Annotated in this window: 18 protein-coding genes; 13 read left to right on the plus strand and 5 right to left on the minus strand. The window is 63.8% G+C overall.

All coding sequences use genetic code 11. The features are described from left to right. The first annotated feature begins 63 nt into the window (after positions 1-63). From MnOB_RS04060 to MnOB_RS04080, 4 genes are all read left to right on the plus strand, one after another. On the plus strand, positions 64-1,425 hold the full coding sequence (locus tag MnOB_RS04060; RefSeq protein ID WP_077522282.1) for a metal-dependent hydrolase family protein: 1,362 nt from the start codon (positions 64-66) through the stop codon (positions 1,423-1,425). A gap of 5 nt (positions 1,426-1,430) precedes the next feature. After that, positions 1,431-1,868, plus strand: a complete 438-nt coding sequence (locus tag MnOB_RS04065) for a GlcG/HbpS family heme-binding protein (RefSeq protein WP_077522374.1) — start codon at positions 1,431-1,433, stop codon at positions 1,866-1,868. Positions 1,869-2,775: 907 nt separating this feature from the next. After that, a complete protein-coding gene (locus tag MnOB_RS29765; protein WP_077522286.1) occupies positions 2,776-4,731 on the plus strand; it encodes a methyl-accepting chemotaxis protein in 1,956 nt (651 codons plus the stop codon). Positions 4,732-5,013: 282 nt separating this feature from the next. Continuing rightward, positions 5,014-5,442, plus strand: a complete 429-nt coding sequence (locus MnOB_RS04080) for a hypothetical protein (protein WP_158713765.1) — start codon at positions 5,014-5,016, stop codon at positions 5,440-5,442. Positions 5,443-5,611: 169 nt separating this feature from the next. Here the strand turns inward: MnOB_RS04080 and MnOB_RS04085 are convergent, their stop codons facing one another. Both MnOB_RS04085 and qhpR read right to left on the minus strand, forming a co-directional pair. Continuing rightward, positions 5,612-6,673, minus strand: a complete 1,062-nt coding sequence (locus MnOB_RS04085; RefSeq protein ID WP_077522290.1) for an AraC family transcriptional regulator — start codon at positions 6,671-6,673, stop codon at positions 5,612-5,614. Between the two features lie 6 nt (positions 6,674-6,679). Beyond that, the gene (qhpR, locus tag MnOB_RS04090; RefSeq protein WP_077522293.1) at positions 6,680-7,738 is read right to left on the minus strand and encodes an AraC-like transcriptional regulator QhpR; all 1,059 of its coding nucleotides are present in this window, start codon (positions 7,736-7,738) and stop codon (positions 6,680-6,682) included. Between the two features lie 220 nt (positions 7,739-7,958). Here qhpR and MnOB_RS28750 point away from each other — a divergent pair, with 220 nt between their 5' ends. The 3 genes from MnOB_RS28750 to MnOB_RS04100 all read left to right on the plus strand — a co-directional run bounded on the left by MnOB_RS28750 (position 7,959) and on the right by MnOB_RS04100 (position 11,270). Continuing rightward, positions 7,959-8,105 (plus strand): hypothetical protein, encoded by a 147-nt coding sequence (locus MnOB_RS28750; protein WP_158713766.1) that lies wholly within the window; start codon positions 7,959-7,961, stop codon positions 8,103-8,105. 61 nt (positions 8,106-8,166) lie between these two features. Beyond that, a complete protein-coding gene (locus tag MnOB_RS04095) occupies positions 8,167-10,278 on the plus strand; it encodes a 3-hydroxyacyl-CoA dehydrogenase NAD-binding domain-containing protein (RefSeq protein ID WP_077522294.1) in 2,112 nt (703 codons plus the stop codon). Between the two features lie 209 nt (positions 10,279-10,487). Further along, positions 10,488-11,270: an SDR family NAD(P)-dependent oxidoreductase gene (locus MnOB_RS04100; RefSeq protein WP_077522296.1), complete on the plus strand. Its 783-nt coding sequence runs from the start codon at positions 10,488-10,490 to the stop codon at positions 11,268-11,270. 47 nt (positions 11,271-11,317) lie between these two features. Here the strand turns inward: MnOB_RS04100 and MnOB_RS04105 are convergent, their stop codons facing one another. Then, a complete protein-coding gene (locus MnOB_RS04105) occupies positions 11,318-11,869 on the minus strand; it encodes a TetR/AcrR family transcriptional regulator (RefSeq protein WP_077522298.1) in 552 nt (183 codons plus the stop codon). Between the two features lie 167 nt (positions 11,870-12,036). Here MnOB_RS04105 and MnOB_RS04110 point away from each other — a divergent pair, with 167 nt between their 5' ends. Genes MnOB_RS04110 through MnOB_RS04120 form a run of 3 tightly spaced genes read left to right on the plus strand, consistent with a single transcriptional unit; the run spans position 12,037 to position 17,771 of the window. Continuing rightward, complete coding sequence (locus tag MnOB_RS04110) at positions 12,037-13,194, plus strand: MexC family multidrug efflux RND transporter periplasmic adaptor subunit (protein ID WP_077522300.1); 1,158 nt, start codon at positions 12,037-12,039, stop codon at positions 13,192-13,194. A 27-nt stretch (positions 13,195-13,221) separates the two neighbouring features. Continuing rightward, positions 13,222-16,353: an efflux RND transporter permease subunit gene (locus tag MnOB_RS04115; protein ID WP_077522302.1), complete on the plus strand. Its 3,132-nt coding sequence runs from the start codon at positions 13,222-13,224 to the stop codon at positions 16,351-16,353. 5 nt (positions 16,354-16,358) lie between these two features. Next, on the plus strand, positions 16,359-17,771 hold the full coding sequence (locus MnOB_RS04120; protein ID WP_077522304.1) for an efflux transporter outer membrane subunit: 1,413 nt from the start codon (positions 16,359-16,361) through the stop codon (positions 17,769-17,771). Between the two features lie 103 nt (positions 17,772-17,874). Here MnOB_RS04120 and MnOB_RS04125 read toward each other — a convergent pair whose 3' ends face one another. After that, positions 17,875-20,055, minus strand: a complete 2,181-nt coding sequence (locus MnOB_RS04125; protein WP_077522306.1) for a putative bifunctional diguanylate cyclase/phosphodiesterase — start codon at positions 20,053-20,055, stop codon at positions 17,875-17,877. Positions 20,056-20,252: 197 nt separating this feature from the next. Beyond that, the gene (locus tag MnOB_RS04130; RefSeq protein WP_077522308.1) at positions 20,253-20,852 is read right to left on the minus strand and encodes a TetR/AcrR family transcriptional regulator; all 600 of its coding nucleotides are present in this window, start codon (positions 20,850-20,852) and stop codon (positions 20,253-20,255) included. A 417-nt stretch (positions 20,853-21,269) separates the two neighbouring features. Between MnOB_RS04130 and MnOB_RS04135 the strand changes: the two genes are divergently transcribed. The 3 genes from MnOB_RS04135 to MnOB_RS04145 are packed head-to-tail and all read left to right on the plus strand — an operon-like array spanning position 21,270 to position 26,787. Then, positions 21,270-22,694 (plus strand): DUF1329 domain-containing protein, encoded by a 1,425-nt coding sequence (locus tag MnOB_RS04135; protein WP_077522310.1) that lies wholly within the window; start codon positions 21,270-21,272, stop codon positions 22,692-22,694. A 23-nt stretch (positions 22,695-22,717) separates the two neighbouring features. After that, positions 22,718-24,364: a DUF1302 domain-containing protein gene (locus MnOB_RS04140; RefSeq protein ID WP_352230887.1), complete on the plus strand. Its 1,647-nt coding sequence runs from the start codon at positions 22,718-22,720 to the stop codon at positions 24,362-24,364. An 8-nt stretch (positions 24,365-24,372) separates the two neighbouring features. After that, the gene (locus tag MnOB_RS04145; protein ID WP_077522314.1) at positions 24,373-26,787 is read left to right on the plus strand and encodes an efflux RND transporter permease subunit; all 2,415 of its coding nucleotides are present in this window, start codon (positions 24,373-24,375) and stop codon (positions 26,785-26,787) included. Positions 26,788-26,796: the final 9 nt, after the last annotated feature.

Here is a 26,796-nt window from a genome sequence, read left to right on the forward strand (position 1 = left end):
CACTTCCCGCACTCCGGGGGCGCTGGGTAGCGTGATGGCACGACAACAAGAGGCCAGACCGCCATGCCCAGACTCCACGTCCACTGCAACACTCTGTTTACCGGCCTGGAAGACCAGGCTCGACGCGACCAGGCGCTGATCATCGAAGACGGCCTGTTCAGCCATGTCGGCCCCCGCGTGAGTGCCCCGCAGCCGCTGCCGGGTGAAACCCTGATCGACACCGGCGAGCACTTTGTCATGCCCGGCCTCGTGGATGTCCACACCCACCTAGTGTTCGGCAACGCCAAGAGCGAGGAGGACATCGACCTCCACGTCTCCGCAGAATTCCGCGCCTTGCGCGGCCTGTTCTTCGCCCAGCACGTGCTAGCCGCCGGCTACACCTCGGTGGTGGTGCCCGGGGACGCCGGCCAGTGCAGCATCGCGGTGCGCGACGCCATCAACGCCGGCCTGTTCGCTGGCCCGCGCATCGCCGCCAGCAGCAACGTGATCGCCAACCGCCAGAGCCTCAACGACTGGTTCCCGAGCTGGGTCGGCACGCCGGAATACTTCACCGGGCGATTGTGCGCCACCCGTGACGAGCAGATCGCCGAAATCCGCCGCCAGGCCAAGGATGGCGTCGACCTCATCAAGATCGCCATGGACGGCACCCAACGCCGGGCCAATGGCGAACACATCGCCGCCTTCACCGAGGCGGAGACCCGCGCAATGGTCGAGGAGGCGCATCGCCTCGGCAAGAAGGTGGCGGTGCACGCCTACGGCCGCGAAGCGGTGCTCTACGCCGCCCGCGCCGGGGTAGACGTGATCTTCCACGCGTTCTTCCTCGACGACTCCTGCATCGAGGCGATGCTCGAATCTGGCAGCCACCTGGCGCCCACCTTCACCATGCTGGCCAACAACGTCGAGTTCGCCGAAGACTACGAGCCCTCCACCCGCAGCGGATACGCGGCCATGCAACAGCGGGTGATCGACATCGGCTGCCGCAACCTGCGCCGCGCGCGGGAGGCCGGCGTGCCCTTCATGACCGGCAGCGACAGTGGCTTCGCCATCACGCCTTACGGCGAATGGCATGCGCGAGAGATCGAGATACTGGTCGACTGGCTGGGCTTCACCCCAGCCGAGGCGCTGCGCGCCGCCACCTCGGTCTCGGCACGCATGCTGCCGGCCACGCAGCCGGTGGGCGCCATCGAGGTGGGGCGGCGGGCTGACTTCATCCGTGTCGACGGCTCGCCCCTGGAGAACGTCGCGATCCTGCAGGAGCGCGAGCGCATTCGCGGCGTCTACCTCGGCGGGCGGCGTATGGAGCCCCAGGTGCCGGGCTACGACCCCTACAAGGTGAGCGACTTCAACACCGTCAAATGGGCCGAACTGCATACCCGGCAGCGTGCGGTGGCGGCTGGCAAGCGTCCCGTCCCGGCGCGGGGGTGACCGGCATGCGCAGACTCACTCTGGAACTGGCCTCGCTGATGGTCGATGCTGCCCTCGCCGAAGGCCGACGGCTGGCCCTGCAGCCCCTGTGCGTGGCAGTGCTGGATTCCGGCGGGCACCCGCTGGCGCTCAAGCGCGACGAGCGCGCCAGCCTGCTGCGGCCGCAGATCGCCAGCGGCAAGGCGGCGTCGGTGCTCGGCATGGGTTTCGGCGGCCGCGAACTGGCGCGCCGCGCGGCGGCGATGCCGGCCTTCTTCAACGCCCTGAGCGACCTGGCCGGTGGGCAGATGCTGCCGGTGCCGGGGGGCGTGCTGGTGCGCAATGGCGGCGGCGAGATCCTCGGCGCCATCGGCATCAGCGGCGACACCTCCGACAACGACGAACGCTGCGCCATCGCTGGCGTGCTGGCGGCGCACCTGGTGCCGGATACCGGCGAGTCCTGATCTGCATGTTTAGCTGTAATGCTCCAGCCAGACGGGCCCTATGGTCGGCGCGTTCGCGTCGGCTTTCGGCCCGTCCGGTTTACAGGCCGCTTTTGGAGTCGGGACGGTACGCGCGCCACCCACTCCACTGGTATGGCTGGAGGCGTTCCCCAGGTCGAGGCGGCCTGGAAAGATCATCTGGCGGGTGTCGACGCTCTTCATTCCCAGCGCCTGTCGGAAGCCGCTTGTCGCTTGACCCGCAATGACATTCTCGCGGCGCACGCGTCCTTGCTCGCTGAGCAGGGTGGCTGGTGGTTGCTTGCCAATCGCCGTGGTCTTGCCTGATACCGGCCTACGGGGCCTCTTCAAGAAATGGGACAAACCATGCCTTGCCCAGCGCAGGGCTTACTTCTAAGTGAGCAAAGTGGCTTTGTCCTCCCACCCCAGACCAGTCAGCTCCGACACCGAAAGGGCGACGGCCTGCGGCGTTTCTCTGTGGCGCAGAGAAGTGCGCGGAAGTCGTGCCATTTCTCGGTCGTCTTCCATTCCGGTGGCCAGGTCAGCGCGGTCAAGTCGGTGAACTGGCCCACGGATTTCATGGGGGGAGAAGCTCATCGGAGTAGGTGTGGCGGTCGACGTCCGAGCCCTCGGTGATCACACCCACCCCTTGATGCAACAGGCGTCACGCCAGGTGTGATCGTTCCGCGGGGCGTTCATCCGGTCCCTGAACTGCGACGCTACCTAAGTTCAGGTGCGCCGGTTGAGCTGATATCGCCAGGCACATGGGGGCATTGACAATCAAATTGTTGGCGTGAAAAGCCAAGCTTTTTCGATTCGTTTGATCCTAGCATTCGGGCGGCGGGCAGCGCGGTCGATCAGCTGCCGCCCGCGCGCCGGCTTTCCCAATAACAAGAATGGAGTTGCCCGCATGCCACAGGCCGCCACCCGCCTGTTCGTGGACCTTACCGTGGGCAAGAAGCTGTTTTGTGGTTTCGGCCTGGTGTTGTTGCTCACCGTCGCAGTCACCGTCAGCGGCTTCCTGGCGGTCAGGGCGGTGCTGCAGGGCCATCGTCTGGTCGATCAGTTGGCAGCGGTGAATGTGGAGATCCTGCAGGCGCGGCAGCTGGAGCGCAGCTTCGCCGTCGAGCAGAGCGCCGAGAGCGCCGGGCAGGTGCGCGAGAGTTTGCTCCGGGTGCAGGAGCTACTGGCCGATCTGGCGCAGGACGCTGTACCCTCCGAGCAGCAGCGTGTTCAGGAGATGCAGGAGGCGGTGATCGGGTACCTGAATCAATTCGTCAGCTATGTCGAGTTGCAGGGCAAGGCGCGTGCAGCGCGGCAGGACATGGGCAAAGCCGCCGCCGAGGCCCGCGACCAGTTCGAGGCGGTCGAGCTGGAAATGTACGACAGCGTGCGCAAGCAGTTCCAGCAGAGCGACCCTCTTTCCGGTAACGACCCCCTTGGTCTGGCGGAGACCGCCTCGAGCCTGAGCAAGTCCATGTTCGACCTGCGCAGTCAGGAGACCCTGTTCATCATCGACGGCTCGGCCGAGGCCCTGAAGCAGTGGGCCTTGGTCTGCGAAGACCTGCGCGGCGTCGCCGACAGCATGGTGACCGGATTGACCGATGAGCAGAAGGCCGTGATCGGCACGGCATTGCAAGCTTTGACTCGATACCAGCAATCCTTCAGCCATTACCAGCAGATCCGCGAGCAGAGCCGTGGCAGCGAGAAGGCGATGATCGAGCAGGCTCGCTCGGTGCTGGGCCTTGCCGAGGCGGCGCAAATCAGGGAGCGGCAACACATGACGGATGCCAGCGACTGGGCACTGATACAGCTCGGTGGCATGGGCTTCGCCGCCGTCGTGTTCGGCCTGCTCGCCACCTTACTGATTTCCCGCTCGATCGTCGGGCCCTTGCGCCAGAGCGTGGTTGTGGCTCAGCGCATCGCCGGGGGAGACCTGAGCCAGGATATTCCGCTACAGCGGCGTGACGAACTGGGCCAACTGATGGCGTCGATGCAGGACATGACCGGCAACCTGCGAACCCTTGTGGGGCGGATCGGCGGCGGCGTGGGGCAGATCGCCGCGGCGGCCGAGCAATTGTCGGCGGTCACCGCGCAGACCAGCGCCGGGGTGCAGAACCAGAAGCTGGAAACCGACCAGGCCGCCGCCGCCATGCACCAGATGGCCGCCACCGTGCAGGAGGTGGCGCAGAACGCCGAGGAGGCCTCGCTGGCGGCGCGCGAGGCCGATCATGAGGCGCAGCAGGGCAACCAGGTGGTGCAGCAGGCGGTGAGCCAGATTGGCGAACTGGCGGCCGAAGTGGAGCGTTCGGCCGAGGCGATCGCCGCGCTGAACCATGAGAGCGAACGCATCACCAGCGTGCTGGAGGTGATCCGCAGCGTTGCCGAACAGACCAACCTGCTGGCACTCAATGCCGCCATCGAGGCCGCGCGGGCCGGTGACCAGGGGCGCGGTTTCGCCGTGGTGGCCGACGAGGTGCGGGCGTTGGCGCGGCGCACTCACGACTCGACCGAGGAAATCGAGGGCCTGATTGCCGGCTTGCAACGCATGGCCAGGGGCGCGGTGGAGCAAATGGGCAGCAGTCGCAGCCTGACCCAGCGCACGGTCGATCTGGCTGCACAGGCGGGCGATGCCCTGGCGCGCATCACCCAGGCGGTGAGCACCATCGAGCAGATGAACCAGCAGATCGCCGCTGCCGCCGAGGAACAGAGTTCGGTGGCAGAAAACATCAGCGAAAGCGTGACCCGGGTGCGTGACATCGGCGAACAGAGCACCAGCGCCAGCCAGCAGACCGCCGCTTCCAGCGCCGAGCTGGCGCGCTTGGGTGGCGAGTTGCAGGACCTGGTCGCACAGTTCCGTACCTAGGCGGGGAAGAAGAAGCACCTCTTGGCGGGTTTTCCCAGGTCGAGGCGGCCTGGAAAGATCATCTAGCGGGTGTCGACGCTCTTCATTCCCAGCGCCTTTCGGACGCTGCTTGTGGCGTGACCCGTGGCGACCTACTTGCGGTGCACGCGTCCTTGCTCGCTAAGCAGGGGGGCCAATCGCTGTGGTCCGGCCTGATACCGAGCCAGGGCAGCTCTACAAGAAATGGGAAAAACCACGCCTTGCCCAGCGCAGGGCTTACTTCTACACGGGGGACGCTGAGTGATGAAAGCTTTACATCTGGTGTTTGCATTGGCATGGCCGGCGCTTGTTTCGGCGCAAGTTGAAGTCGTCCCCCCCGATTCAGAGGCGGCGAATAAGGCCCAATTGCTGATCAAGGAAGCTTATGCCTTGCATGCCAAGGTCACTGAAATCTGTACAGACTCGAGCGCCACGGGTCTGCTCTATGAAGCAGCTGAAGATGCAGTGAAGCAGTTGGATGCATGGCCAGATCATCAGAACGGCCAGGCCCTGTCGTCATTTCATGCCTGTCGCCAGTCCATGGTGGACGTCCAGAGCTATGCCTACACCTGTGCTCAAGGTGTGTACAAGGACAAGACGATGAGCTACATGCAGCGTCGGTGGACCGAGGACACCACCCGCTGCGATGAAGCCATTCGTGCATCAGGTCTTGCACTGCAAGACAGCAACTGAGCTCAAAGCCATCGACGTAGTTTCAGATCGATCCCGAAGCGGCCGCGACTACGTTTCGCTCAGCTGGCTCTGGTAGCAAGGCCCATGCACACATGCATGCACCTGGATGCACGGCATCTCCTTGTGGATTGGTTTTACATCCACCTTCCAATGCCACAGCTGCCGCAAATCACACCTGACTCGGGAGGTTCTGGTGGCGGCTGCGCAGCAGGCGCGGTTGCCTGTTCGCGGAGTGGCTCTTCTGCCACTTCCGGGGGCTGACGCCAAACCAGCGATTGAATGCCCGGTCGAATCCGCTGGCGTCCGAGTAGCCGAGCAGCCCTGCTACCTGCGCCATGCTTATGGACGGGTCGTCGAGGTAGCGACGCGCCATTTCCTGTCGGGTCTCATCCAGCAAACGCTGGAAGGAGGTGCCTTCCTGTTCCAGTCGGCGTTGAAGCGTGCGCGGATTGACTGCCATGCAGTCGGCAACCTTCTCGAGGGAGGCGCGACCGCTGGGCAGTAGGCTGCGCAGCAACTGCCGGACATAGCCGGGAAGCTCGTCGGCTGGCAGCCGCTCCATTATTGCGATGTGTTCGGCGATCAGTTGGTGCAGCCTTGCATCGGCCGCGGCCAGGGGCAGTGAAAGCACCGAGGCGTCGAATTCCAGGTCCGTGCAACGGGCGGCAAAGACCGGTCGCACACCTAACGCACGACGATAGACCGCCTCATCACCCAGCGGCGGGTGCCGGAATCGGACCGTTTTCGGTCGCCAGCCGGTACCGGCCAGGGCACGCAGTAGCTGCACACCGACACCGCAGGCCAGTTCTTCCGCCTGACGTATTCCGGGAATTTCGCAATCATTGACGTGGTAGCCGAGACGGGCGATGTCGCCGTCAAGCTCGAAGCTGATATCGGCGGCGCCGTTGTACAGGAAGTAGTTGGCGCGCAGCTCGGCCAGCGCGTCACCGACGGTGCCGGCATTGCGAATCAGATAGAACAGCTCGCCAAAGACATCGATTCCCTGAAACAGTCCGTACAGCAGGCCGAACGAGGCATTGCCCGACTGTGCCGTGCACAGCTGCAGCAGCTCGCAGTAGCGTCGATAGGGGATGATGCCGTCTTGCTGGCGCGGGCTGTCTTGCGGCAGGGAAGCGTGCCTCAGCATGTCCGCAGGATTGAGACCCTGGCCGCTGGCAAATGCATCGAAGCCGACAAGGCTCAGGGCACGAACGAACGGATTGAGTGCCATGCCTCGCTACCGTCGGGTCGCAAGTGGCTGGTGAGGGGAAGCCGGGGCGGCGACGGACTCGGCTAGCTGTTGGGTCTGCTTGACGCGCTGTTTCCATTTCTGCGGACTGACACCGTACCAGCGGGTGAAGGCCCGGGAGAACACGCTTAGATCGGCGTAGCCCAGTAGCGCGGCAAGTTGCGTCAGTTTGATGGACGAGTCGCAAATGTAGCGCGTGGCCATTGCCTGGCGTGTCTGGTCCAGCAGCTCCTGAAACCCGGTGCCCTCTGCTTGGAGGTAGCGCTGCAGCGTCCGCGGGCTGAGCTGCATGTGCTCGGCGACGTGCTCGATGCTGATACGGCCCTCGGGCAGCCCCTGGCGCAACAGCTTCTGAACATAGGCCGGCAGCTCTTGGACGCTCATGCGGGCCAGCTCATCCAAGTGGCGCCGTGCGAACTGCTGGAACCTTTCATCGGTGGCGCTGAGGGGCGTTTTCAGCAATGCCGCATCGAAGGCCCAAGCGTTTATCGGACCATCGAAGCGCGGCGTGACGCCCAGCAGACGCCGGTATGTACCGGACTCGCTCGCCGCCGGGTGGCGCAGCCAGAGAGCGCTTGGTTTCCAGGCCTGGCCAAGGAGGCTTTGCATGAGTTGGGCGCCCAGGCCCATGGCCAGTTCCACGGTCTGCCGCACCGAGGTGGCATCACCGTCGATCACCTCGTAGAGGAACCGGGCCTGGTCACCCTGGTGTTCGAGATGGAGTTCGGCGCCACTGCTGTGTACGTGGAAGTACTGCACCAGCGCCTGCAGTGCGTCGCCCACGGTTCGGGTGCTCTGGATCAGGTAGAGCAGACTGCCAAGCGCCTGGGAGCCCTGCTGTAGCCCGAGCTGCAGCCCGAACAGCGGATTCCCCGAACGCCTGGCGCACAGCTCGAGCAGGGCGTTGAACTTCACACCGGAAATCAGCCCGTCGAGGTCATCGGTGGGGAGTCCTGTCTCGACCAGAAGGGCCTTCGAATCGAGGCCCTGGCCAAGAGCGAACTCATCGAAACCCAGCAGGGCGATGCCGCGAACAAATGACGTCATTGCGAATGCCTGAATGAATCATGGCGAACCTGATGGCTGCCGTTTCCGCTGCGATCCTACACCACGGCCCCGAGCTCGCATCCCCACGCACCCTGCGTGTCATTAATTACCGATTTGTTGGCGTTAATTGCAAAGCTTTAGTGCGAGTCAGCGCCCAGACTCAAGCTACCTAAAACAACAAGGCACTGCATTCGGCTCCCGCCGGCTGACGGAGGTTTCCATGCGTCGACTCCTGCTCTCTTGCCTGGTCGTGCTCCTGGCAGCCGCTGCCATTCATTCGATCAACGCCCCGATCCTGGTCACCCTCGCAGGCCCTTCGACGGCATTGCCGATCGCCAGTATCGGCGATGTGTTCAGGCATTTCTGAGCCACCAGGGTGATGCGTCCTCCCGGCGCGCTCTGACTGCCTGGCAACCCGAGGATTTCCATTGAACGACCTGATCCATTACCGCCTCGAACAGGGATTGGCCCTGGTCGGCCTGGACCTTGCGCCGGTCAACGCGCTTGATCAATCCCTTCGCGCGGCGCTGTCCGACGCCTGTGAGCGTGCCGCAGCGGACCCGAGGGTGAAGGCCATCATTCTCCATGGCGAGCGCGGGCTGTTCAGCGCAGGGGCTGATATCAAGGAGTTCGGCACCGAAGCCTCATCTGCCGAGCCGGACCTGCCCAGCATGCTGATGCGCTTGGCCGCCATTCACAAACCGATAATCGCCGCCCTGGGTAAGGTGGCGCTGGGTGGTGGACTGGAACTGGCCCTGGCCTGCGGCTACCGCATTGGAGAACCGAACCTGCGTGTCGGTCTGTCTGAGATCAACCTCGGGTTGCTGCCAGGGGCCGGCGGTACCCAGCGTCTGCCGCGCCTGATCGGCGCTGAGTCCGCCCTGAACCTGATTCTCTCGGGCAGTCTTGTCGATGCTGAAAATGCTCGACTTCTGGGCGTGCTCGACCGCATCGCCCCCAGTGCGGAGCGGTTGCTGGATGAAGCCCGTGAGTACGCGTATGAGCTGATCGCCTGTCGTGCGCCGGCGCGGCCAGTGGAAGCTTGGCCGGAGCCGGGGGAGGGCCTGCCAGATGACTTTCTCGCCCGCTATCGCGCGGAGCACGAGCCGAGCTGGAAAAGCCGCCTTGCGCCGCGACTGGTGCTGTCGGCCCTGGAGGCGGCCTGTCTGCTGCCGCTCGATGAGGGGCTTCTGAGAGAGCTGGCACTGTTCAAGCAGGCAGAGTCATCTCGTCAGTCGAAGGCGCTTCGCCATGTGTACTTTGCCGAGCGCGAGGCGGCCCGGATTCCAGGTATCTGTGGCGATCTGCCGCTGCGCAAAATCACGCGAGTTGCGGTGATAGGCGCCGGCACCAAGGGTGGTGGGATCGCGATGAGCTTCGCTGATGCCGGTGTCCCGGTCGCCCTGCTGGAGAACGATGGGAAGGCCCTGGACCGAGGCCTGACACAGATTCGCGGCAACTACGAGATAAGCGTTCGACGTGGCAGGCTCCGCCCCGAGGAGGTGGAGGCACGCATGGACCTGATCTTCGGCACCCTTGACTACGCGGACCTGTCTGGGGCCGACCTGGTGATCGAAGCGGTCTTCGAGAAGATGGAGGTCAAGCAGCAGGTGTTCCGCACCCTGGACAAGGTGTGCAAGCCGGGCACGATTCTGGCGACTAGCACCTCGTCGTTGGACGTGGACGCCATCGCGGCGGCCGTGGGGCGCCCGCAGGATGTCGTGGGGTTGAACTTCTTCAGTCCCGTCAATGCCATGCGCCTGGTCGAGGTGGTGAGGGGCAAGGTCACGACGTCCGACGTGCTGGCCACTACCCTGGACATCGCCAAACGCATTGGCAAATTGCCGGTGATTTCCGGCGCTGGTTTCGGCTTCATCGGCAACCGCATGCTCGAGCCGTACGCTCGCGAGGCCCATCGCTTGGTGTTGGAAGGCGCAACACCGGCGCAGGTGGATCGAGTATTCACCGACCTGGGCCTGAACATGGGTGTGTTCAGCATGCTCGACCTGATCGGCATCGATGTGAATGTCCTGAAACGCGATGCCAACCGGACTGACGTTTCCCACGACGCGAGCTACTGCCGCCTGGGCGAAGAGCTGCATGCCATGGGGCGATACGGCCAGAAGAGCGGGCGAGGTTTCTATCTCTATGAAGGTCGGAACCGCACGGACGACGCGGAGGTGATCGCGCTGGCCGAGCGTCTCGCGGGCGAGCTGGGAATTCCCCGATGCCCAATGGACGACCAGGAAATCCTGGAGCGCTGCCTGTTCATACTGATCAACGAAGGCATCCAACTGTTGGATGAGGGCATTGCCCTGCGCGCTGGCGATATCGACCTGGTGTGGATCAACGGCTACGGCTTCCCCGCCCACCTGGGTGGCCCAATGCACTACGCCGAGCAACTGGGCCTCGGCAATCTGCTGGTCGGCCTCCAGCGCTACCGCCAGACCTTGGGCGAATACGGCGAGACGTGGTTCAAACCGGCACCACTGCTGGAGCGCCTGGTGGCTGCCGGCAGGAAGCGCATAGAGCGCTTCTGAGGGTTCCCCTGCTCCGGAAATGGGTTCGTACGAGGGTGACCACGCCAGCCCTTGCACGACACCGTTTCCGGGGAAGGCGGGGAGCCTGATGTGGCTGATCACTGCACGACGCAATGCGTCCAGTACCCACTTCATCTTCGCCCCGGCATCCCGCCTGGCTCGCTCGTCGGCCAGAGAGATTGCCAGTCCTATCTGTTCGAGGTTCTCCCATGACTCACCCCTACACCCGAAACTTCTCCCTCGCTGATCGCGTAGTGCTGATTACCGGCGCCTCCAGCGGAATCGGTGCGCACCTGGCGCGGCTGGCCTCCCGTGCCGGTGCCCGTGTGGTGCTGGCTGCGCGGCGTCTCGAGCGATTGCAACAAGTGGCAGCGGACATCGAGTGGGAGCACGGCCAAGTGCTGCCGGTTAGCCTAGATGTCACCTGTCGGGCCAGCGTTGAGGCGGCTTTCGATGCGGCCGAAGCGCATTTCGGAGTGGTCGATGTCGTGCTCAACAACGCGGGTATCGGAAGCGGTCAGCGGCCGCTGGAAATCAGCGAGGAAGACTGGCGTGCCATGCTCTCGACCAACCTCGACGGTGTCTGGCGTGTGGCCCAGGTGGCCGCGCAACGCATGGCTCGCAGCGGGCGCGGCGGAAGCATCGTCAATGTTGCGTCCATCCTCGGGCTGCGTGTCGCGACGGGGTACAGCCATTACTGCGCGGCCAAGGCAGGCGTGGTGCAACTGACCAAGTCGCTGGCGCTGGAATTCGCCCGCTATGGAATCCGGGTCAACGCCATCGCTCCGGGGTACTTCAAGACTGAGATGAACGAGGCCTTCTTCGAGGGTGACAAGGGCGACAGCTACATCCGCTCCACGGTGCCCATGCGTCGTCTCGGTGAGCTGCAGGAGCTGGAAGGACCGTTCCTGTTGCTGGCCAGTGAGGCCGGCTCCTTCATGACCGGTAGTGTCCTGGCGGTCGATGGGGGGCATCTGGTCTCCAGCATGTAACACTACGTACCTTCCTTTCCTTTCCTTTCCTTTCCTTGCGGTGCCGGTCAGACCCCGGCGCCGTGCAGGAACATCCGCTCCAGCACGCTGGCAGAATCGGCGCTGGCCGCGCGGCCACGACGCTCGGCATCGACCATGCCGTAGACCATAGTAGTGAACAGTTCGGTGAATACCGCCGCGCCAATGTCGATGCGGAAGACACCTTGTTGCTGACCGCGCAGGAAGAAGGTGTCCAGGGCCTCCATGTAGGATCGCCAGCGTGCGCCGCCGCTCTCCGGTGCGAGGAATTCGGGACTGTACTGAAACATCAGGAAAACCAGCAGTTCCCGGTGTATCAGGTGATCGCCGATCAGGCGGCGTAGTGCATCGAGCGGTTCGGCCTGTTCCAGGTCGGCGGAGACGATGATCTGGTTGAGCACCGCCTCTCCATAGCGCTCCAGCATTTCCACCAGATGGTCGCGAGTACCGCAGAAGCGGTGCAGCGTCGCCTTGCTCACGCCCGCAGATTCCGCCAGTTCCTTCAGCGTGGCGCGGGGGCGGTTGACGATGGCTACGGCCAGGGCCTTGAGAAGTCGTTCTTCTTGGGCGGTCAGCGACATCAGCGGATCTCGGATCGATTTTTGGAATGCGCGCATTGTGCAGAAAACCCATGCGCTTCAAAAGATGATGACGAACTAAATCACAAAAGAATCAAATGAGACAATATTGACTCATTTTGATTTTGAACGGATCATTCGCGCCGTTTCCAGAAAGCCGTGGGTGAGTCATGGGTGATTTACGAGTGATTGGGATGGTGGGTGCCCTGGTGGCGTCGATGGCATTGGCCGGCTGCGGCCAGGCGGATGCACCGGAGGCTGCCGCCGAGATGCCGCGTCCGGTCGCTGTGGTGACGGCGGTTGTCGAACCGCTGATGCTGATGTCGGAGTTGCCAGGCAGGGTCGAACCGGTGCGCGTCGCCGAAGTCCGCGCGCGGGTCGCCGGTATCGTGCTGGCCAAGCGCTTCAAGGAAGGTGCCGACGTGAAGGCCGGCGACCTGCTGTTCCAGATCGATCCGGCGCCGCTCAAGGCGGCAGTTTCGCGTGCGGAGGGCGAGCTGGCACGTGCCAAGGCGTCTCTGTACGAGGCTCAGGCACGGGTCAAACGATATGCACCCCTGGTGAAGATCGAGGCCGTGAGTCAGCAGGATTTCGACAGCGCCATGGCCGACCTGAGTGGCGCCCAGGCGGCTACGCGCACGGCCCAGGCCGACCTGGAAACCGCGCACCTGAACCTGGGTTATGCCGCGGTGCGTGCGCCGATTTCCGGACGTATCGGCCGGGCTCTGGTGACCGAGGGTGCGCTGGTGGGGCAGGGCGATGCCACGCTCCTGGCGCGCATCCAGCAACTGGACCCGATCTATGTCGACTTCACCCAGTCCGCCGCCGAGGTGCTGCGGCTTCGTGAGGCCCTGCGCAACGGCAGCCTCGGCTCCAGCGAGGGGCAGATGCTGAACCTCGGGATCGAGGGCACTCAGTACGAGGCCAAAGGCTCCCTGATGTTCACCGATGTGACGGTAGACCCGAGTACGGGCCAGGTCGTCTTGCGTGGCAAGTTCGCCAACCCGGAGGGTGTCCTGCTGCCGGGCATGTATGTGCGCGTGCGTGCCCCCCAAGGGCTCGATCAGCAGGCGATCCTGGTACCACAGCGCGCGGTGCAGCGGGGGCCGGATGGCGCCGCTCATGTGCTGGTGATCGGCGCAGACGGACGGGCCGAAGTGCGCGGTGTGAAGACCGGCGCGATGCAGGACTCCCGCTGGCAGATCCGTGAAGGGCTGCAGCCGGGTGACCAGATCATCGTCAGCGGTATGACCGGCCTGCAGCCAGGTGCCCAGGTGGTCGCGCATCAGGAGCAAGAGCCGCAGGCGCAACAGGCCGCACGTCAGTAAGGGCGGATACGCCGCGAGGATCGTTCAATGTCCAAGTTCTTCATCATGCGCCCCAATTTCGCCTGGGTTGTGGCGCTGTTCATCTCCCTGGCAGGGCTGCTGGTCATTCCGCTGCTGCCGGTGGCCCAATACCCAAATGTGGCACCGCCACAGATCACCATCACAGCAACCTATCCGGGCGCTTCTGCCAAGGTGCTGGTGGAGTCCGTGACCAGTGTGGTCGAAGAGTCCCTCAATGGCGCCAAAGGCCTGCTCTACTTCGAATCCACGAACAACTCCAACGGGATTGCCGAAATCGTCGTCACCTTCCAGCCGGGCACCGACCCGCAACTGGCCCAGGTGGACGTGCAGAACCGGCTGAAGAAGGCCGAGGCGCGCATGCCGCAGCCCGTGCTGACCCAGGGGATCCAGGTGGAGCAGACCAGCGCCGGTTTCCTGCTCATTTACGCGCTGAACTACAAGGAAGGTTCCGAGCACGTCGACACCACCGCATTGGGTGATTACGTTGCGCGCAACATCAACAACGAACTGCGTCGGGTACCCGGCGTCGGCAAGTTGCAGTTCTTCTCCTCCGAAGCCGCCATGCGGGTATGGATCGATCCGCAGAAACTGGTGAGCTACGGCCTGTCCATCGACGATGTGAACCAGGCCATCGCCGCGCAGAACGTGCAGGTTCCCGCCGGCAGCTTCGGCAGTTCTCCCGGCAGCGCTCAGCAGGAGCTTACGGCGGTGCTCGCGGTCAAGGGCACCCTGGATAGCCCGGAGGCGTTCGGTCGCATTGTCCTGCGAGCCAACGCCGATGGCTCCACGGTCACCCTCGCCGATGTGGCTCGCATCGAGATCGGCAGCGAGAGCTACAACTTCTCTTCCCGTCTGAACGGCAAGCAGGCAGTTGCCGGCGCCATCCAGCTGTCACCGGGGGCGAACGCCATCCAGACCGCCGAAGCGGTCAAGCAGCGCCTGGTCGAGCTGTCGGTGAACTTCCCCAGCGATGTGGAGTACTCGGTTCCCTACGACACCTCGCGCTTCGTCGAAGTGGCCATCGAGAAGGTGATCTACACCCTGCTCGAAGCCATGGTGCTGGTGTTCCTGGTGATGTTCCTGTTCCTGCAGAACGTCCGCTACACCCTGATCCCGTCGATCGTGGTGCCGGTGTGCCTGCTGGGCACGCTGGCGATCATGTACCTGCTGGGCTTCTCGGTGAACATGATGACCATGTTCGGCATGGTGCTGGCCATCGGCATCCTGGTAGACGATGCCATCGTGGTCGTCGAGAACGTCGAGCGGATAATGGCGGAGGAGGGGCTGTCCCCGGTGGCTGCCACGGTCAAGGCCATGGGGCAGGTGTCCGGCGCCATCATCGGGATCACCGTTGTGTTGGCGGCGGTCTTCCTGCCGCTGGCCTTCATGGCCGGTTCCGTGGGCGTCATCTACCAGCAGTTCTCGCTGTCGCTGGCGGTATCGATCCTGTTCTCCGGCTTCCTGGCACTGACGTTCACTCCGGCGTTGTGCGCCACGCTGCTCAAGCCAATTCCCCAGGGGCACCACGAGAAGGGCGGCTTCTTTGGCGCTTTCAACCGTGCCTTCGAACGCCTGACCGAGCGCTACACGCTGCTCAACCACGGGCTGGTGCAGCGGGCAGGGCGTTTCATGCTGGTGTACCTGGGCATCGTCGCGCTGCTGGGCTTTTTCTACCTCCGCCTACCGGAATCCTTCGTGCCGGTGGAGGACCAGGGCTACAACATCGTCGACATGCAGCTGCCGCCCGGGGCTTCCCGCGTGCGCACCGACGCCACTGCCCAGGAGCTAGAGCGCTTCCTGCAGTCCCGCGAGGCGGTCGCCTCCACTTTCCTGGTGATGGGTTTCAGCTTTTCCGGGATGGGTGAGAACGCCGCCCTGGCGTTCCCCACCTTCAAGGACTGGTCCCTGCGCGGCAAGGAGCAATCCGCCGAGGCGGAAACAGCCGCGGTGAACGAGCATTTCGCAGTACCGGGCGACGGGGCCGTAATGGCGGTCATGCCTCCGCCCATCGATGGCCTGGGCAACTCCGGTGGTTTCGCCCTCCGCCTGCAAGACCGCGGCGGACTGGGGCGTGAGGCCCTGCTGGCCGCCCGTGACCAACTGCTCGGCCAGGCCAACGGCAACCCCAAGATTCTCTACGCCATGATGGAGGGCCTGGCGGAGGCTCCGCAGCTACGCCTCGATATCGACCGCGAGAAGGCCCGCGCTCACGGCGTGAGCTTCGATTCCATCAATGCCACCCTGTCCACCGCCTTCGGTTCGGCGGTGATCAACGACTTCTCCAACTCGGGCCGCCAGCAGCGCGTGGTCGTGCAGGCGGAGCAGGGCGCGCGGATGACTCCAGAGAGCGTGCTCCAGCTATATGTGCCCAATGCCAAGGGTGAGCAGCTGCCGCTGTCCACTTTCGTCACCAGCCACTGGGAAGAGGGGCCGGTGCAGATCGTGCGCTACAACGGTTACCCGTCCATCCGCATCGCCGGAGACACCATGTACGGCGTCAGCACCGGCGAGGCCATGGCCGAGATGGAGCGTCTGGTAGCCCAGCTGCCGGCCGGTATCGGTTACGAGTGGACGGGACTCTCCTACCAGGAAAAGGTCGCCAGCGGTCAGGCGTCGCAGCTGTTCGCCCTGGCGATCCTGGTCGTATTCCTGGTGCTGGTGGCGCTCTACGAGAGCTGGTCGATCCCACTGACGGTGATGCTGATCGTGCCGATTGGTGCGCTGGGTGCAGTGCTGGCGGTGATAGTCGCCGGCCTGCCCAACGACGTGTACTTCAAGGTTGGCCTGATCACCATCATTGGTCTGGCGGCGAAGAACGCGATCCTCATCGTCGAGTTTGCCAAGGAGCTCTGGGAGCAGGGACGCAGCCTGCGCGAGGCCGCCATCGAAGCCGCTCGCCTGCGCTTCCGCCCCATCGTCATGACGTCCCTGGCCTTCATCCTCGGCGTGGTGCCGCTGACCCTGGCCACGGGCGCCGGTGCCGCCAGCCAGCGCGCCATCGGCACCGGGGTGATCGGCGGCATGCTCGGCGCCACCATGTTGGGGGTGGTCTTCGTGCCCATCTGTTTTGTCTGGGTGTTGTCGCTGCTACGACGCAAACCCACCGCCGTCGAACAACCGGCCCAGGCCTTGGAGTGATCGCCATGCGCAATTCCGTCTTTATCGTTTCGGCGCTGGTGTTCGCCCTGTCCCTCGGTGGATGTTCCCTGGCGCCGACCTACGAGCGTCCCGAAGCACCCGTGGCCCAGGCCTGGAATACCGCCAGCGATCAGGCCGGCGCCGAGGTCGGTGGCCTCGACTGGCAGGCTTTCATCATCGACGCCGAGCTGCGCCGCCTGGTGGGCGTCGCCCTGGACAACAACCGTTCCTTGCGCCAGACGTTGCTGGACATCGAGCAGGCCCGCGCGCAGTACCGTATCCAGCGTGCCGACCAGGTGCCGGGCCTTGCCGCCGGCGCCTCGGGCAATCGCCAGCGCCTGCCGGGGGACCTGTCCACGACTGGCGCGACGGATGTCGGCAGCAGCTATCAGGTCGGCCTTACCCTGCCCGAGTACGAACTGGACCTGTTCGGTCGGGTGAACAGCCTGACCGACTCGGCGCTGGAGCAGTACCTGGCCAGCGAAGAGGCCGGACGCAGCGCGCGGATCGCCCTGGTGGCCGAGGTCAGCCAGGCTTACCTGACCTATGCCGGCGCGCAGCAGCGCCTGGAACTGACCCATCGCACCCTGGCCAGCCGCGAGGATTCCTTCGTACTGATCGAGCAGCGCCGCAGCGCCGGTGCCGCCACCGCGCTGGACTATCAGGAGGCGCTGGGGCTGGTGGAACAGTCCCGCGCCGAACTGGAGCGCAACCAGCGGCAGAAGCAGCAGGCATTCAACGCCCTGGTGCTGCTGCTGGGCACGCCAAATGCGGCTGCGGCGATTCCGGCGGCGTCACCGGACGGGTTGCGGGTGTTGCAGGACATCGCCCCCGGTACCTCGTCCGAACTGATCGAACGACGCCCCGACATCCTGGCCGCCGAGCACCGCCTGAAGGCACGCAATGCCGACATCGGCGCAGCGCGCGCGGCGTTCTTCCCGCGCATCACCCTGACCGGTAGCTTCGGCAGTTCCAGCGCGGAAATGTCCGGGCTGTTCGACGGTGGCTCGCGCTCCTGGAGTTTCGTGCCCAACCTGACGCTGCCGCTCTTCGATGCCGGCCGCAACAGCGCCAACCTGGATCTGGCCGAGGTGCGCAAGGACTCCGCCGTGGCCGCTTATGAGGGCAGTATCCAGACCGCATTCCGTGACGTGGCCGATGCCCTGGCGGCAACCGATACCCTGCGCCGCGAGGAAACGGCCCGCCGCGCGCTGGCAGACACCAGTAGCGAGACCCTGAAACTGGCCAGGGCCCGTTACGAGGGCGGGGTGGATAGCCATCTGCGCTACCTGGATGCCCAGCGCAGCAGCTTCATCAATGAACTGGCGCTGATTGAAACCAGCACCGAACGGCAGATCGCCCTTGTCGACCTGTTCCGCGCCCTTGGCGGCGGCTGGACCGGGATGGCGGAGCTGTAACGCGATAGCGAGTTGTGACTGCGACCTTTAAGGGGCCCCGTCGTCGATCGACGCCTGGCCCCTTCTTTTTTGCTGTCAGTGTGCTGATGAGCTCGGCTCTTTCTCACGCATAGGCCTTGCTCCATGACTGGAAGTCACGTCCGGAGATCGGCTTGCTGATGCAATACCCCTGGGCTTCCTCGCATCCCCAGTTCGAGAGCATTTCCATTGTCGCTGCCGTCTCGACTCCTTCAGCGACCACTTCGATGTCCAGGCTATGGGCAAGCTTGATGATGGATTCGACGATGGCCGCTGACTCCCTGTCGTTGTCGAGATCCTTCACGAATGACTGGTCGATCTTGATGTAGTCGACCGGGAGTTTCCTGAGGTAGGAGAGGGATGAGTAGCCAGTTCCAAAGTCATCGATGAACAACTTGAAGCCCTCTTTGCGCAGTTGCATGAGTACCTGCTGGGCGGCCGACAGGTCTTCCATGATGCCGCTTTCGGTCAGTTCGAACTGAATCCAGTCCGGGGAGCCTCCCCAGGTTTCCAGCGCGCTCGATATCTGCTCGAACAGCTGCGGGTCGCGAATGTCATGGGGCGACAGATTGATGGCGATCGGCACTGCCTGGCCTGAACCATGCCACGAATGGCTTTCGCGAACGGCGGCCGCCAGCACCCAGTAAGTCAGCCGCGTGATCAGGCCTGTGCTCTCGGCGAAACCGATGAACTGGCCCGGGCTCATCAAGCCTCGTTCAGGATGTTTCCAGCGAATCAGCGCCTCCACACCACTTACGCGTCTGGAGTGCATCCGTAGTTTGGGTTGGAACAGCAGAAGCAACTCGTCGCCGTCGATGGCTCGGCGCAGGTCAGTCATCAGGATCAGCCGCTGGGCGTTGTCGCTATCGAGCGAACCCGCGTAGACCGCCAGTTTTTCCGTGCTGCGACTGGCGCCATAGCGGGCTACATTCGCCCGGCGCAACAGCGCATCGGGGTCGCTGCCATGCCCGGGGAACAGAGTGATCCCCGTGCTGCAGTCGGCGGATACCAGCAGGGTGTCCAGTTCCAGGGGCGTACTCAGCGCCTGCATGACCTTGCGTGCGGTCTGCACGGCATGACTGGCATCCATACCTGGAAGCAGGATCGAGAACGATGAGTCGGCAATGCGGGCGACTGTCTCTCGGGGAGGCAACGTATCCCGCAGCGTTGTTGCGACTTCCTGCAATAGCCGGTCCCCCTGGTGGTAACCCAGGGTTTCATTGATGTCGCGGACGTTGTCGACTTCGACGTGCAGCAAGGCGAAGGGCGTGTGGGCGTCTCCCGACGTGGCGATGGCTGTGCTCAGGGCATTCCTCATGGAAAGCCGATTGGGCAGGCCAGTAAGCTCATCGAAATAGGCCATGCGCCGGATGCACTCCTCGGCTTGCTTGCGCTCGGTGATATCAGTGAAGAAGCCTTCCAGCGCAATGACTTGCCCTTGGGCGGAGTAGACTGCGCAGCCCTTGTCCCAGACCCAGCGGACCTCGCCCGTTGCGGTGCGGATACGGTAGGTGGACTGGAACGGCCTCCCGGTCTGCAAGGCCCTGGCTACCTTGCGTTGGAGCTCGGGAAGGTCGTCCGGGTAAATGATGTCCAGCATCTTCACCGTGCCGTCGACGAGATCAGAGGCGGCATATCCGGTTAGCTGCAGGCAGCCCTCGCTGACGATTTCGGGGCGCCAGGAAAGATCGTTGCGGCAGCGGTAGGCCACTCCCGGCAGATTACTCACCAGCGTCTGCAGTGTACGTTGGCTTTCCCGAAGATCATCGAGGGCACTGGACTCCCGGCTGGCAGCAGCATCCAGCAGACTGCGCATGCAATTGCGCTGGTGGAGCAGGGCCTTGATCTGGTCAGCCAGAATCCGCAGTGCCTCGATCCCTGTCGCATCGAGGTCTCGGGCCTGGGTGTCAGCGACCGAGAGGACGCCGACAATGCCCTGTTCGGGCACTTCGATCGGGATACCAGCGAAACACCTGACGTGGGGTGGGCCGGTCACCAGGCGACAATGGCTCAACCGTTCACTGGTACGGGCGTCGGGCACATGCAATAGCTGCCCAGCTTCTGCCACGGCGGTACTCAGTGAAAGTTGTCGTGGTATCTCGCCGCATTCCAGCCCGTACTGGGCCGCGAACCATTCCCGCTCGGCATTGAGGAAGCCGAGCAGGGCGATCGGAACCTGGCAGGCGATGGCTGCCAGCCTGAGGTAGCCGTCGAGTTCCGGATCGGGTCGGGGGTCAAGGTTTGCACGTGTCTGACGAACGGTCATTTCCCGGCTCCTCCCCTCGGGTCAGCGCGGGTTCGAATGCGAGCTCGCCAGACTTACCGCCGCTGGACACCCTGTCCGTGGAGGGACAATGGGCAGGGTCCAGCAATCAGTGTAGTTGCGCGGGAGCCGATCCCGCAGCGCACCCTGCGGTGGGGCGGGGGCAGGTTCACCCCTTCCGGGAAATATCCGGCGCCTGACTATGGCGCGGGCGTGAGGGAGTGGCTGCTCACCAGAAAGGCCAGCGCCCGGCAGGCGGTCTCCGTTTCCGCCTGCAGTCGCTCCCGGTCGCCATGGGCGGACCAGGCGACGAGCAGGCCATCGAACAGCTGGATGAGCAGGCGGCTGATGGCTTTCAAGGCAGTCTTGTCGAGCTGCTCACCAACGGCACGTTCGATGGCATGTTCCGTTGCCTCGGTGCTCACCGAGTAGATCTTGCTTGCCATCTCGGGTCTGTTGCGCATGGCCCAGATGAAGAGCTCGGATTGCGCCCGGGCCAGATCCGGATTGGTTGAGAACCAGTTGACCACTTGGCGCAACATTCCGGCCGCCGTCTCTGACGCAGTGGTGCCAGCGGGTACCTGGTCGAGGGACTGCTGCGGCAGGCTGAAGAGCGATTCGTAAACCGCGTACAGGAGCTCGTCCTTGGTGCGGAATACATAGTGGAGCGAGGCGAGGGGACATCCTGCGGCGGCAGCAATGCGCCTCGTGGTGGCATTGGCCACACCGTGCTCGGCAATCACCTTGACCGTCGCTTTCACGAAGTCCTGTCTGCGTAGTTCGGCGCCCACTCTGGCCATGAAAGATTCTCCGTTCCTGTCGCTACGCCGCTGATGCCCAGGCTGGGGCAGCGCCGGCGGATGCTACCCCATGCCCCCTCGCGGCGTCATGGAGCGATATGTATCCGGTGATGGCGTCTCTCCACCTGGCTTGGAGAAATACGGTAACAATCGTTTCGTAAATTCCCATGTTGGTGCGTGTACCTGAAAGAAGCTGGTGCACGACTGGGTTGTCAAGTATCACGTTACAGTTGTTATAAAAATGATAACTAGCTGATATTAAAGGACAAATATAAGTTTTACTTGGTTGGCACATGGATTGCTTTGATCGGCTGACTTGGTCATTTGACCAAGTCGAATGACCAGAAGTCTGGCACAGCCCGATTCTTCCTTCCAGGAAGCTCCGGTCGCCGGTTAAAGCCCCATGAGGACCTTCCAATGAAAGACGTGATTCAGCGCCCCGATATCGGCAACTCCACCGCGGGTGGAGTCAGGCAACTGCTGGTAGCGCTCGCGGCATCGGCCGCCTTCTGTTCGGTTCAGGCTGCGGAGAGCGATGCATCCCGGTTGGGCGCCACGCTGACACCGTTGGGCGGAGAGGTTGCGGCGAGCGCCGATGGGGTGATCCCGGCCTGGACGCCGCCCGGTCAGCAGGACTCGGGTTGGAGCTACGGCCAGGTGCGCGGCCAGCACTGGAAGTTCAAGGACGACAAGCCGCTCTACAGCATCGATGGGAACAACGTCGCGCAGTATGCGAGCAAGCTGTCCCCCGGCCAGTTGGAACTGTTCAAGAAGATCCCGGGCTATCGCATGGACGTGTACCCGACCCGTCGCAGCTGCGGCGTGCCGGATTTCGTGGCCGAAAACACCAAGAAGAACGTCGGCTTCGCCAAGCTCGACGCCAGCGGCGTTGCCCTCGAGGAAGCCCACGTCCCCGGCATCCCGTTCCCGCAGCCCACCACCGGTGCGGAGGTGATGTGGAACATGAAGATGCGTTATCGCGGCGTTGGCTTCGACATGTCCAAGACCGTATCCGGGCTATCGCCACGCAAGGGCGGCGGGGACTGGTTGCGGACCTCCACCGACTGGTTCATTTACACGCCCTGGGGTGAGAAGGGCAGCCAGCTGTTCTCCTCCGTCGATCGACTGGAGAGCTCCACCTACTTCTCCTACATGGAACCCGCCGCCCTGGCGGGCCAGTCCGGCGTCATTTCCACCAAGGCCGGCGAACAGGCGACCACCTTCTACTACTTCCCCGGCCAGCGTCGCGTGCGCCGGATGCCGTCGTACTCCTACGACGCCCCGCAGATCGGTCTCGACAACCAGTACACCATCGACGAATCGAACATCTTCTTCGGGCCGATGGACCGCTTCGACTGGAAACTGGTGGGCAAGCAGGAGCTGCTGGTGCCCTACAACGCCTTCGGCGCCTATGACGCCTCCGCGAAGATCGAGGAAGTGGCCAAGCCGGACGCCATTGCACCGGAATACCGCCGCTACGAGTTGCACCGTGTCTGGGTGGTCGAGGCCAATGTGCGCCAGGGCATGCGCCACCAGGCACCGAAGCGCGTGTTCTACATCGATGAAGACAGCTGGAACGGCCTGATGGCGGTCGATTACGACAAGCAAGGTCAGATCTGGAAGGTCCGTGAGGGCTACACCATCCCCGTGTACGAGACCGGCACCTGCGACATGGAAGCCCAGGCCCAATACAACCTGGTGGACGGCCGCTACCTCTACGACATGACCTCCATCGGCGTGGGCAAGAAAGACCACCGCTGGCTCACCGAGAACGCCGGTAATCCCCGCCTGAAGCGCGACTTCTACACCTCCGACAACCTGCGTGCCATCAGCGAACGCTGAGTCCTTGCCGATCGAGAGCCAACATGAAAAGAACAATCACAAAAGCTTCAGGCCTTGCTATTGCGTGCGTGACTCCCCTGGCGATGGGGTTCACCTTTGAAACCGAAAACATCCGGGGCTCGTTCGACTCCACCATTTCCTACGGCATGGGGCTGCGTACCGAGTCCCAGGGCTGCAACCTGATCAATGAAGGCGCCACTGGGCACCATCCGCCCGCCGGTTGCCTGGCGCAAACCTCCAGCATCGGTGACCAGGGCAACCTGAACTATGACAAGGGCGACCTGTTCACCAATTACCTCAAGGGCACTCACGAGCTGCTGCTGAAGCTGCCCGAGGACTTCACCTTCATGGCCCGTGGTAGCTGGATTCGCGATTTCGCTGCCAGCGATACCACTGGCGCGCTGTCGTTCAATACGCCACCGAGTGTCGGCAGCGACGGGCTGACCGACGCGGCTCGTGATGACCTGGAATTCAAGGCGCGCCTGCTCGACCTGTGGGTGAGCAAGAGCTTCGATGTGGGCGACCAGCGAGTCCGCGCGCGCCTGGGTAACCAGGTGATCAACTGGGGCGAGAGCCTGTTCGTGGTGGGCGGGATCAACGCCACCAACGCCTACGACTACCAGGCACTCGCGCGCCCTGGCGTCCAGCTCAAGGAGGCCGTGCTGCCGGCCCCGATGCTCAGCGTCGCCTCGGGCCTGGGCTCCGGCCTGAACGTCGAGGCCTACTACCAGTTCGGCTGGAACAAGAGTGAAGTGCCGCCGGTTGGCAGCTACTGGTCCACGACCCAGGCCCTGGGCAAGGGCATGGAATCCTACGGTTTCGTCGACGAGGACGCGCGCGACAGCGGGCAGTGGGGCGTCTCGCTGCGCTGGCAGCCGGAGGACAGTGACGTCAACTACGGCCTCTATGTGATGCGCTACCACGACAAACTGCCGTCGCTGACCATGCAGCTGCTGGACCCCGACACCTTCTCGGTGGCACAGGAATGGGTCTATCCGGAAGACCGCATGCTCTACGGCATCAGCGCTAACATGCCGATCGGCGACTGGGCCGTCGGCACGGAACTCTCCTACCGACCCAAGGACGCGGTGCCGCTCAACGCCGCTGTCGACCTCTGTGCCAACAATGGCGGTGAATGCTGGAAGGACGAGAAAAAGTTCCAGTGGCACCTGACCGGCCTTTACAGCATGACGCCCTCCAACTCGCCCGCGCTGCTGGATTTCACCGGCGCGAGCACCGGCACCTTGCTGACCGAGCTGGTGGTGATCCACTACCCGGGCCTGCATGACGAGTTCGACGGCGAACCCGTCGCACCGGGTGCCTACACCTGGCAGCTGGACCCAGCCACTCCGCCCACGGCCAAGGGTGACAAGACGTCCAAGGGCATCAACCTCGATCTGAGCCTCACCTATGACGGTACGTTGATTCCGGGCTGGCAGGTCACGCCGGGGATCTTCTATTCGCGGTCCCTGGGCGGGCGGACGCCGAACCTGGCGATGACCTTCACCGAAGACTCCAGCAGCATGAACCTGTACCTGAATTTCGCGCGTAACCCCGCGAGTTGGCAGGTCAACTTCAACTACGCGAAGTTCATGGGGGGCGACACGCCCTATGACCAGCTGCTGCGTGACCGTGACTATGTTGGCGTCGTGATTTCGCGTTCTCTGTGAGGCCTGTTGTGAACAGTTCTGTAAAGCTGTCGGAAATCCCGGTGCGCGGCGTCCTGCCGCGCATCGAGGACGCTTTGTTCGGGCATCGCCGGCTGGTGCTGGCGGTGCTCGCGCTCTTCACCCTGGGCATGGCCTGGTTCGCCGTGCAACTGCGCATGGATGCCGGCTTCGAGAAGCAGTTGCCCATCGGCCACGAGTACGTGGACACCTTCGAGCAGTACCGCGAAGACCTGCTGGGGGCGAACCGCCTGACCATTGTGGTCAAGGCTCGCCAGGGCAATATCTGGACCGAGGCGGCGCTGAAGCGCCTGTACGACGTCACCCAGGCGGTGATCTTCCTGCCCAGCGTTTCGCGCAGCAGCGTGCGTTCCCTGTGGACGCCCAACGCCTTCGTCAACGAGATCACCGAGGAAGGCTTTCGCGCCGATCCGCTGGTGCCGGGAACGGTAACCCCGGAACGCCTGGACGCCGAGATCATCGGCAGGATTGCCAACTCCACCGCCCAGGGCGGTTTCATCGGCACCCTGGTGTCCCGCGACCAGACCAGCGCGATGATCACCGCCGAGCTCAACGAGTACGACGCCAAGGGCGAGCGCCTGGACTACGTGGCCTACAACGGGGTGCTGGAGAAGCAGATTCGCCAGCAGTTCGAGGACGCCGGCTTTGAAATCCAGATCATCGGTTTCGCCAAGCAGATCGGCGATATCGCCGACGGCGCCTCGGCAGTGCTGGAGTTCTGCCTGCTGGCCCTGCTGCTGACAGCGGCGGCGGTTTACTGGTACTGCCACTCACTGCGCTTCACCTTGCTGGCCCTGGGCTGCTCGATGGCCTCGCTGGTCTGGCAGTTCGGCAGCCTGCGCCTGCTGGGCTACGGCCTCGACCCGCTGGCGGTGCTGGTGCCGTTCCTGGTGTTCGCCATCGGCGTCTCCCATGGCGTGCAGCAGATCAACTTCATCGTCCGCGAAATCGCAGTCGGCAAGAGCGTCGAGGCGGCGGCACGCTCCAGCTTCATCGGTCTGCTGATTCCCGGCACCCTGGCGCTGGTGACGGCCTTCGTCTCCTTCGTGACGCTGGTGCTGATCCCCATTCCGATGGTGCGTGAGCTGGCCATCACCGCGTCACTGGGCGTGGCCTTCAAGATCATCACCAACCTGGTGATGCTGCCGCTGGTGGCCTCGATGCTGAAGGTCGACGGCAACTACGCCGCCGCCGAGGAGAAGTCCCGCGAGCGGCGCACCCGCTGGCTGCACGGCCTGGCGAAACTGGCGGAATGGCGAAAGGCGCGTCTGGTTCTGGTGGTTGCCTTGCTGGTGTTCGCCACGGCGGTCTGGCAGAGCCACGACCGCGTCGTCGGCTCCCTCCAGGCGGGTGCGCCGGAGCTGCGCGAGGACTCGCGCTTCAACCTGGACGCGGTGGCCATCGCCAGCAACTACGACATCGGCCTCGACTGGCTCAGCGTGGTATTCGAGGCCCGCCCGGAGGAGGCCGGGGAGGGCGGCGCGGTAGCTTGCGAAGACGTTGCACTCGGGCAGTACCAGGACCGCTTTGTCTGGGCGATGGAGGGCGTGCCCGGCGTGCTCTCGGTGGCTTCTTTCTCCACCGCGATGCGCCAGTTCAACGAGGGCTACAACGAAGGCAACCCGAAGATGAGTGCGGTGCCCATCGACCCGATGAACTATTCCTCCCTGGCTGCCGAAGTGGCGCGCATTCCGGGGCTGATGCGTGGCGATTGCAGCATGACTGCCGTGCACCTGTACCTGGCGGACCACAAGGCCACCACCATCCACCGGGTGATCGAGGCCGCCAAGGCCTTCCGCAGCGAATACCCCATGCCGGGCATCGCGGTTCGGCTGGCCTCGGGCAATGCCGGGGTGATCGCAGCCATCAACGAGGAGGTGGAGAAGAGCGAGACACCGATGCTGCTCTACGTCTACGCCGCCATCGCCCTGCTGGTGTTCGTCGTCTATCGCGACCTGCGTGCGGTGCTGGTGTGCTGCCTGCCGCTGACCATCGGCACCTTCATCGGCTACTGGTTCATGAAGGAGCTGCAGATCGGCCTGACCATCGCCACCTTGCCGGTGATGGTCCTGGCCGTGGGCATTGGCGTGGATTACGCCTTCTACATCTACAACCGCATCCAGCTGCACCAGGCCCACGGCCAGCCCATCGTCAAGGCGGTGGAGCATTCGCTGCTGGAAGTGGGCGTGGCGACCATCTTCACCGCCATCACCCTGGCGGTCGGCGTGGCCACCTGGGCCTTCTCCGACCTCAAGTTCCAGGCTGACATGGGCAAGCTGCTGGCCTTCATGTTCATGGTCAACATGGTCATGGCCATGACGGTGCTGCCGGCCTTCGCCGTGTGGCTGGAGCGGGTGTTCCCGCGCAAGCGCCCGGTGCGCATGATCGGCGCGCTGGCGCATTGAGGAGCACAA

Source organism: Metapseudomonas resinovorans, assembly GCF_002003485.1.
GTDB classification, from domain to species: domain Bacteria; phylum Pseudomonadota; class Gammaproteobacteria; order Pseudomonadales; family Pseudomonadaceae; genus Metapseudomonas; species Metapseudomonas resinovorans_D.

Coding starts and splice junctions, on each gene's coding strand:
- MnOB_RS04120 (WP_077522304.1), top strand. CDS start 16,359: ATGCGCAATTCCGTCTTTATCGTTTCGGCGCTGGTGTTCGCCCTGTCC.
- MnOB_RS04115 (WP_077522302.1), top strand. CDS start 13,222: ATGTCCAAGTTCTTCATCATGCGCCCCAATTTCGCCTGGGTTGTGGCG.
- MnOB_RS04080 (WP_158713765.1), top strand. CDS start 5,014: ATGAAAGCTTTACATCTGGTGTTTGCATTGGCATGGCCGGCGCTTGTT.
- MnOB_RS04125 (WP_077522306.1), bottom strand. CDS start 20,055: ATGACCGTTCGTCAGACACGTGCAAACCTTGACCCCCGACCCGATCCG.
- MnOB_RS04100 (WP_077522296.1), top strand. CDS start 10,488: ATGACTCACCCCTACACCCGAAACTTCTCCCTCGCTGATCGCGTAGTG.
- MnOB_RS04135 (WP_077522310.1), top strand. CDS start 21,270: ATGAAAGACGTGATTCAGCGCCCCGATATCGGCAACTCCACCGCGGGT.
- MnOB_RS04130 (WP_077522308.1), bottom strand. CDS start 20,852: ATGGCCAGAGTGGGCGCCGAACTACGCAGACAGGACTTCGTGAAAGCG.
- MnOB_RS04140 (WP_352230887.1), top strand. CDS start 22,718: ATGAAAAGAACAATCACAAAAGCTTCAGGCCTTGCTATTGCGTGCGTG.
- MnOB_RS04065 (WP_077522374.1), top strand. CDS start 1,431: ATGCGCAGACTCACTCTGGAACTGGCCTCGCTGATGGTCGATGCTGCC.
- MnOB_RS04105 (WP_077522298.1), bottom strand. CDS start 11,869: ATGTCGCTGACCGCCCAAGAAGAACGACTTCTCAAGGCCCTGGCCGTA.
- MnOB_RS04110 (WP_077522300.1), top strand. CDS start 12,037: ATGGGTGATTTACGAGTGATTGGGATGGTGGGTGCCCTGGTGGCGTCG.
- MnOB_RS28750 (WP_158713766.1), top strand. CDS start 7,959: ATGCGTCGACTCCTGCTCTCTTGCCTGGTCGTGCTCCTGGCAGCCGCT.
- MnOB_RS04060 (WP_077522282.1), top strand. CDS start 64: ATGCCCAGACTCCACGTCCACTGCAACACTCTGTTTACCGGCCTGGAA.
- MnOB_RS29765 (WP_077522286.1), top strand. CDS start 2,776: ATGCCACAGGCCGCCACCCGCCTGTTCGTGGACCTTACCGTGGGCAAG.
- qhpR (WP_077522293.1), bottom strand. CDS start 7,738: ATGACGTCATTTGTTCGCGGCATCGCCCTGCTGGGTTTCGATGAGTTC.
- MnOB_RS04085 (WP_077522290.1), bottom strand. CDS start 6,673: ATGGCACTCAATCCGTTCGTTCGTGCCCTGAGCCTTGTCGGCTTCGAT.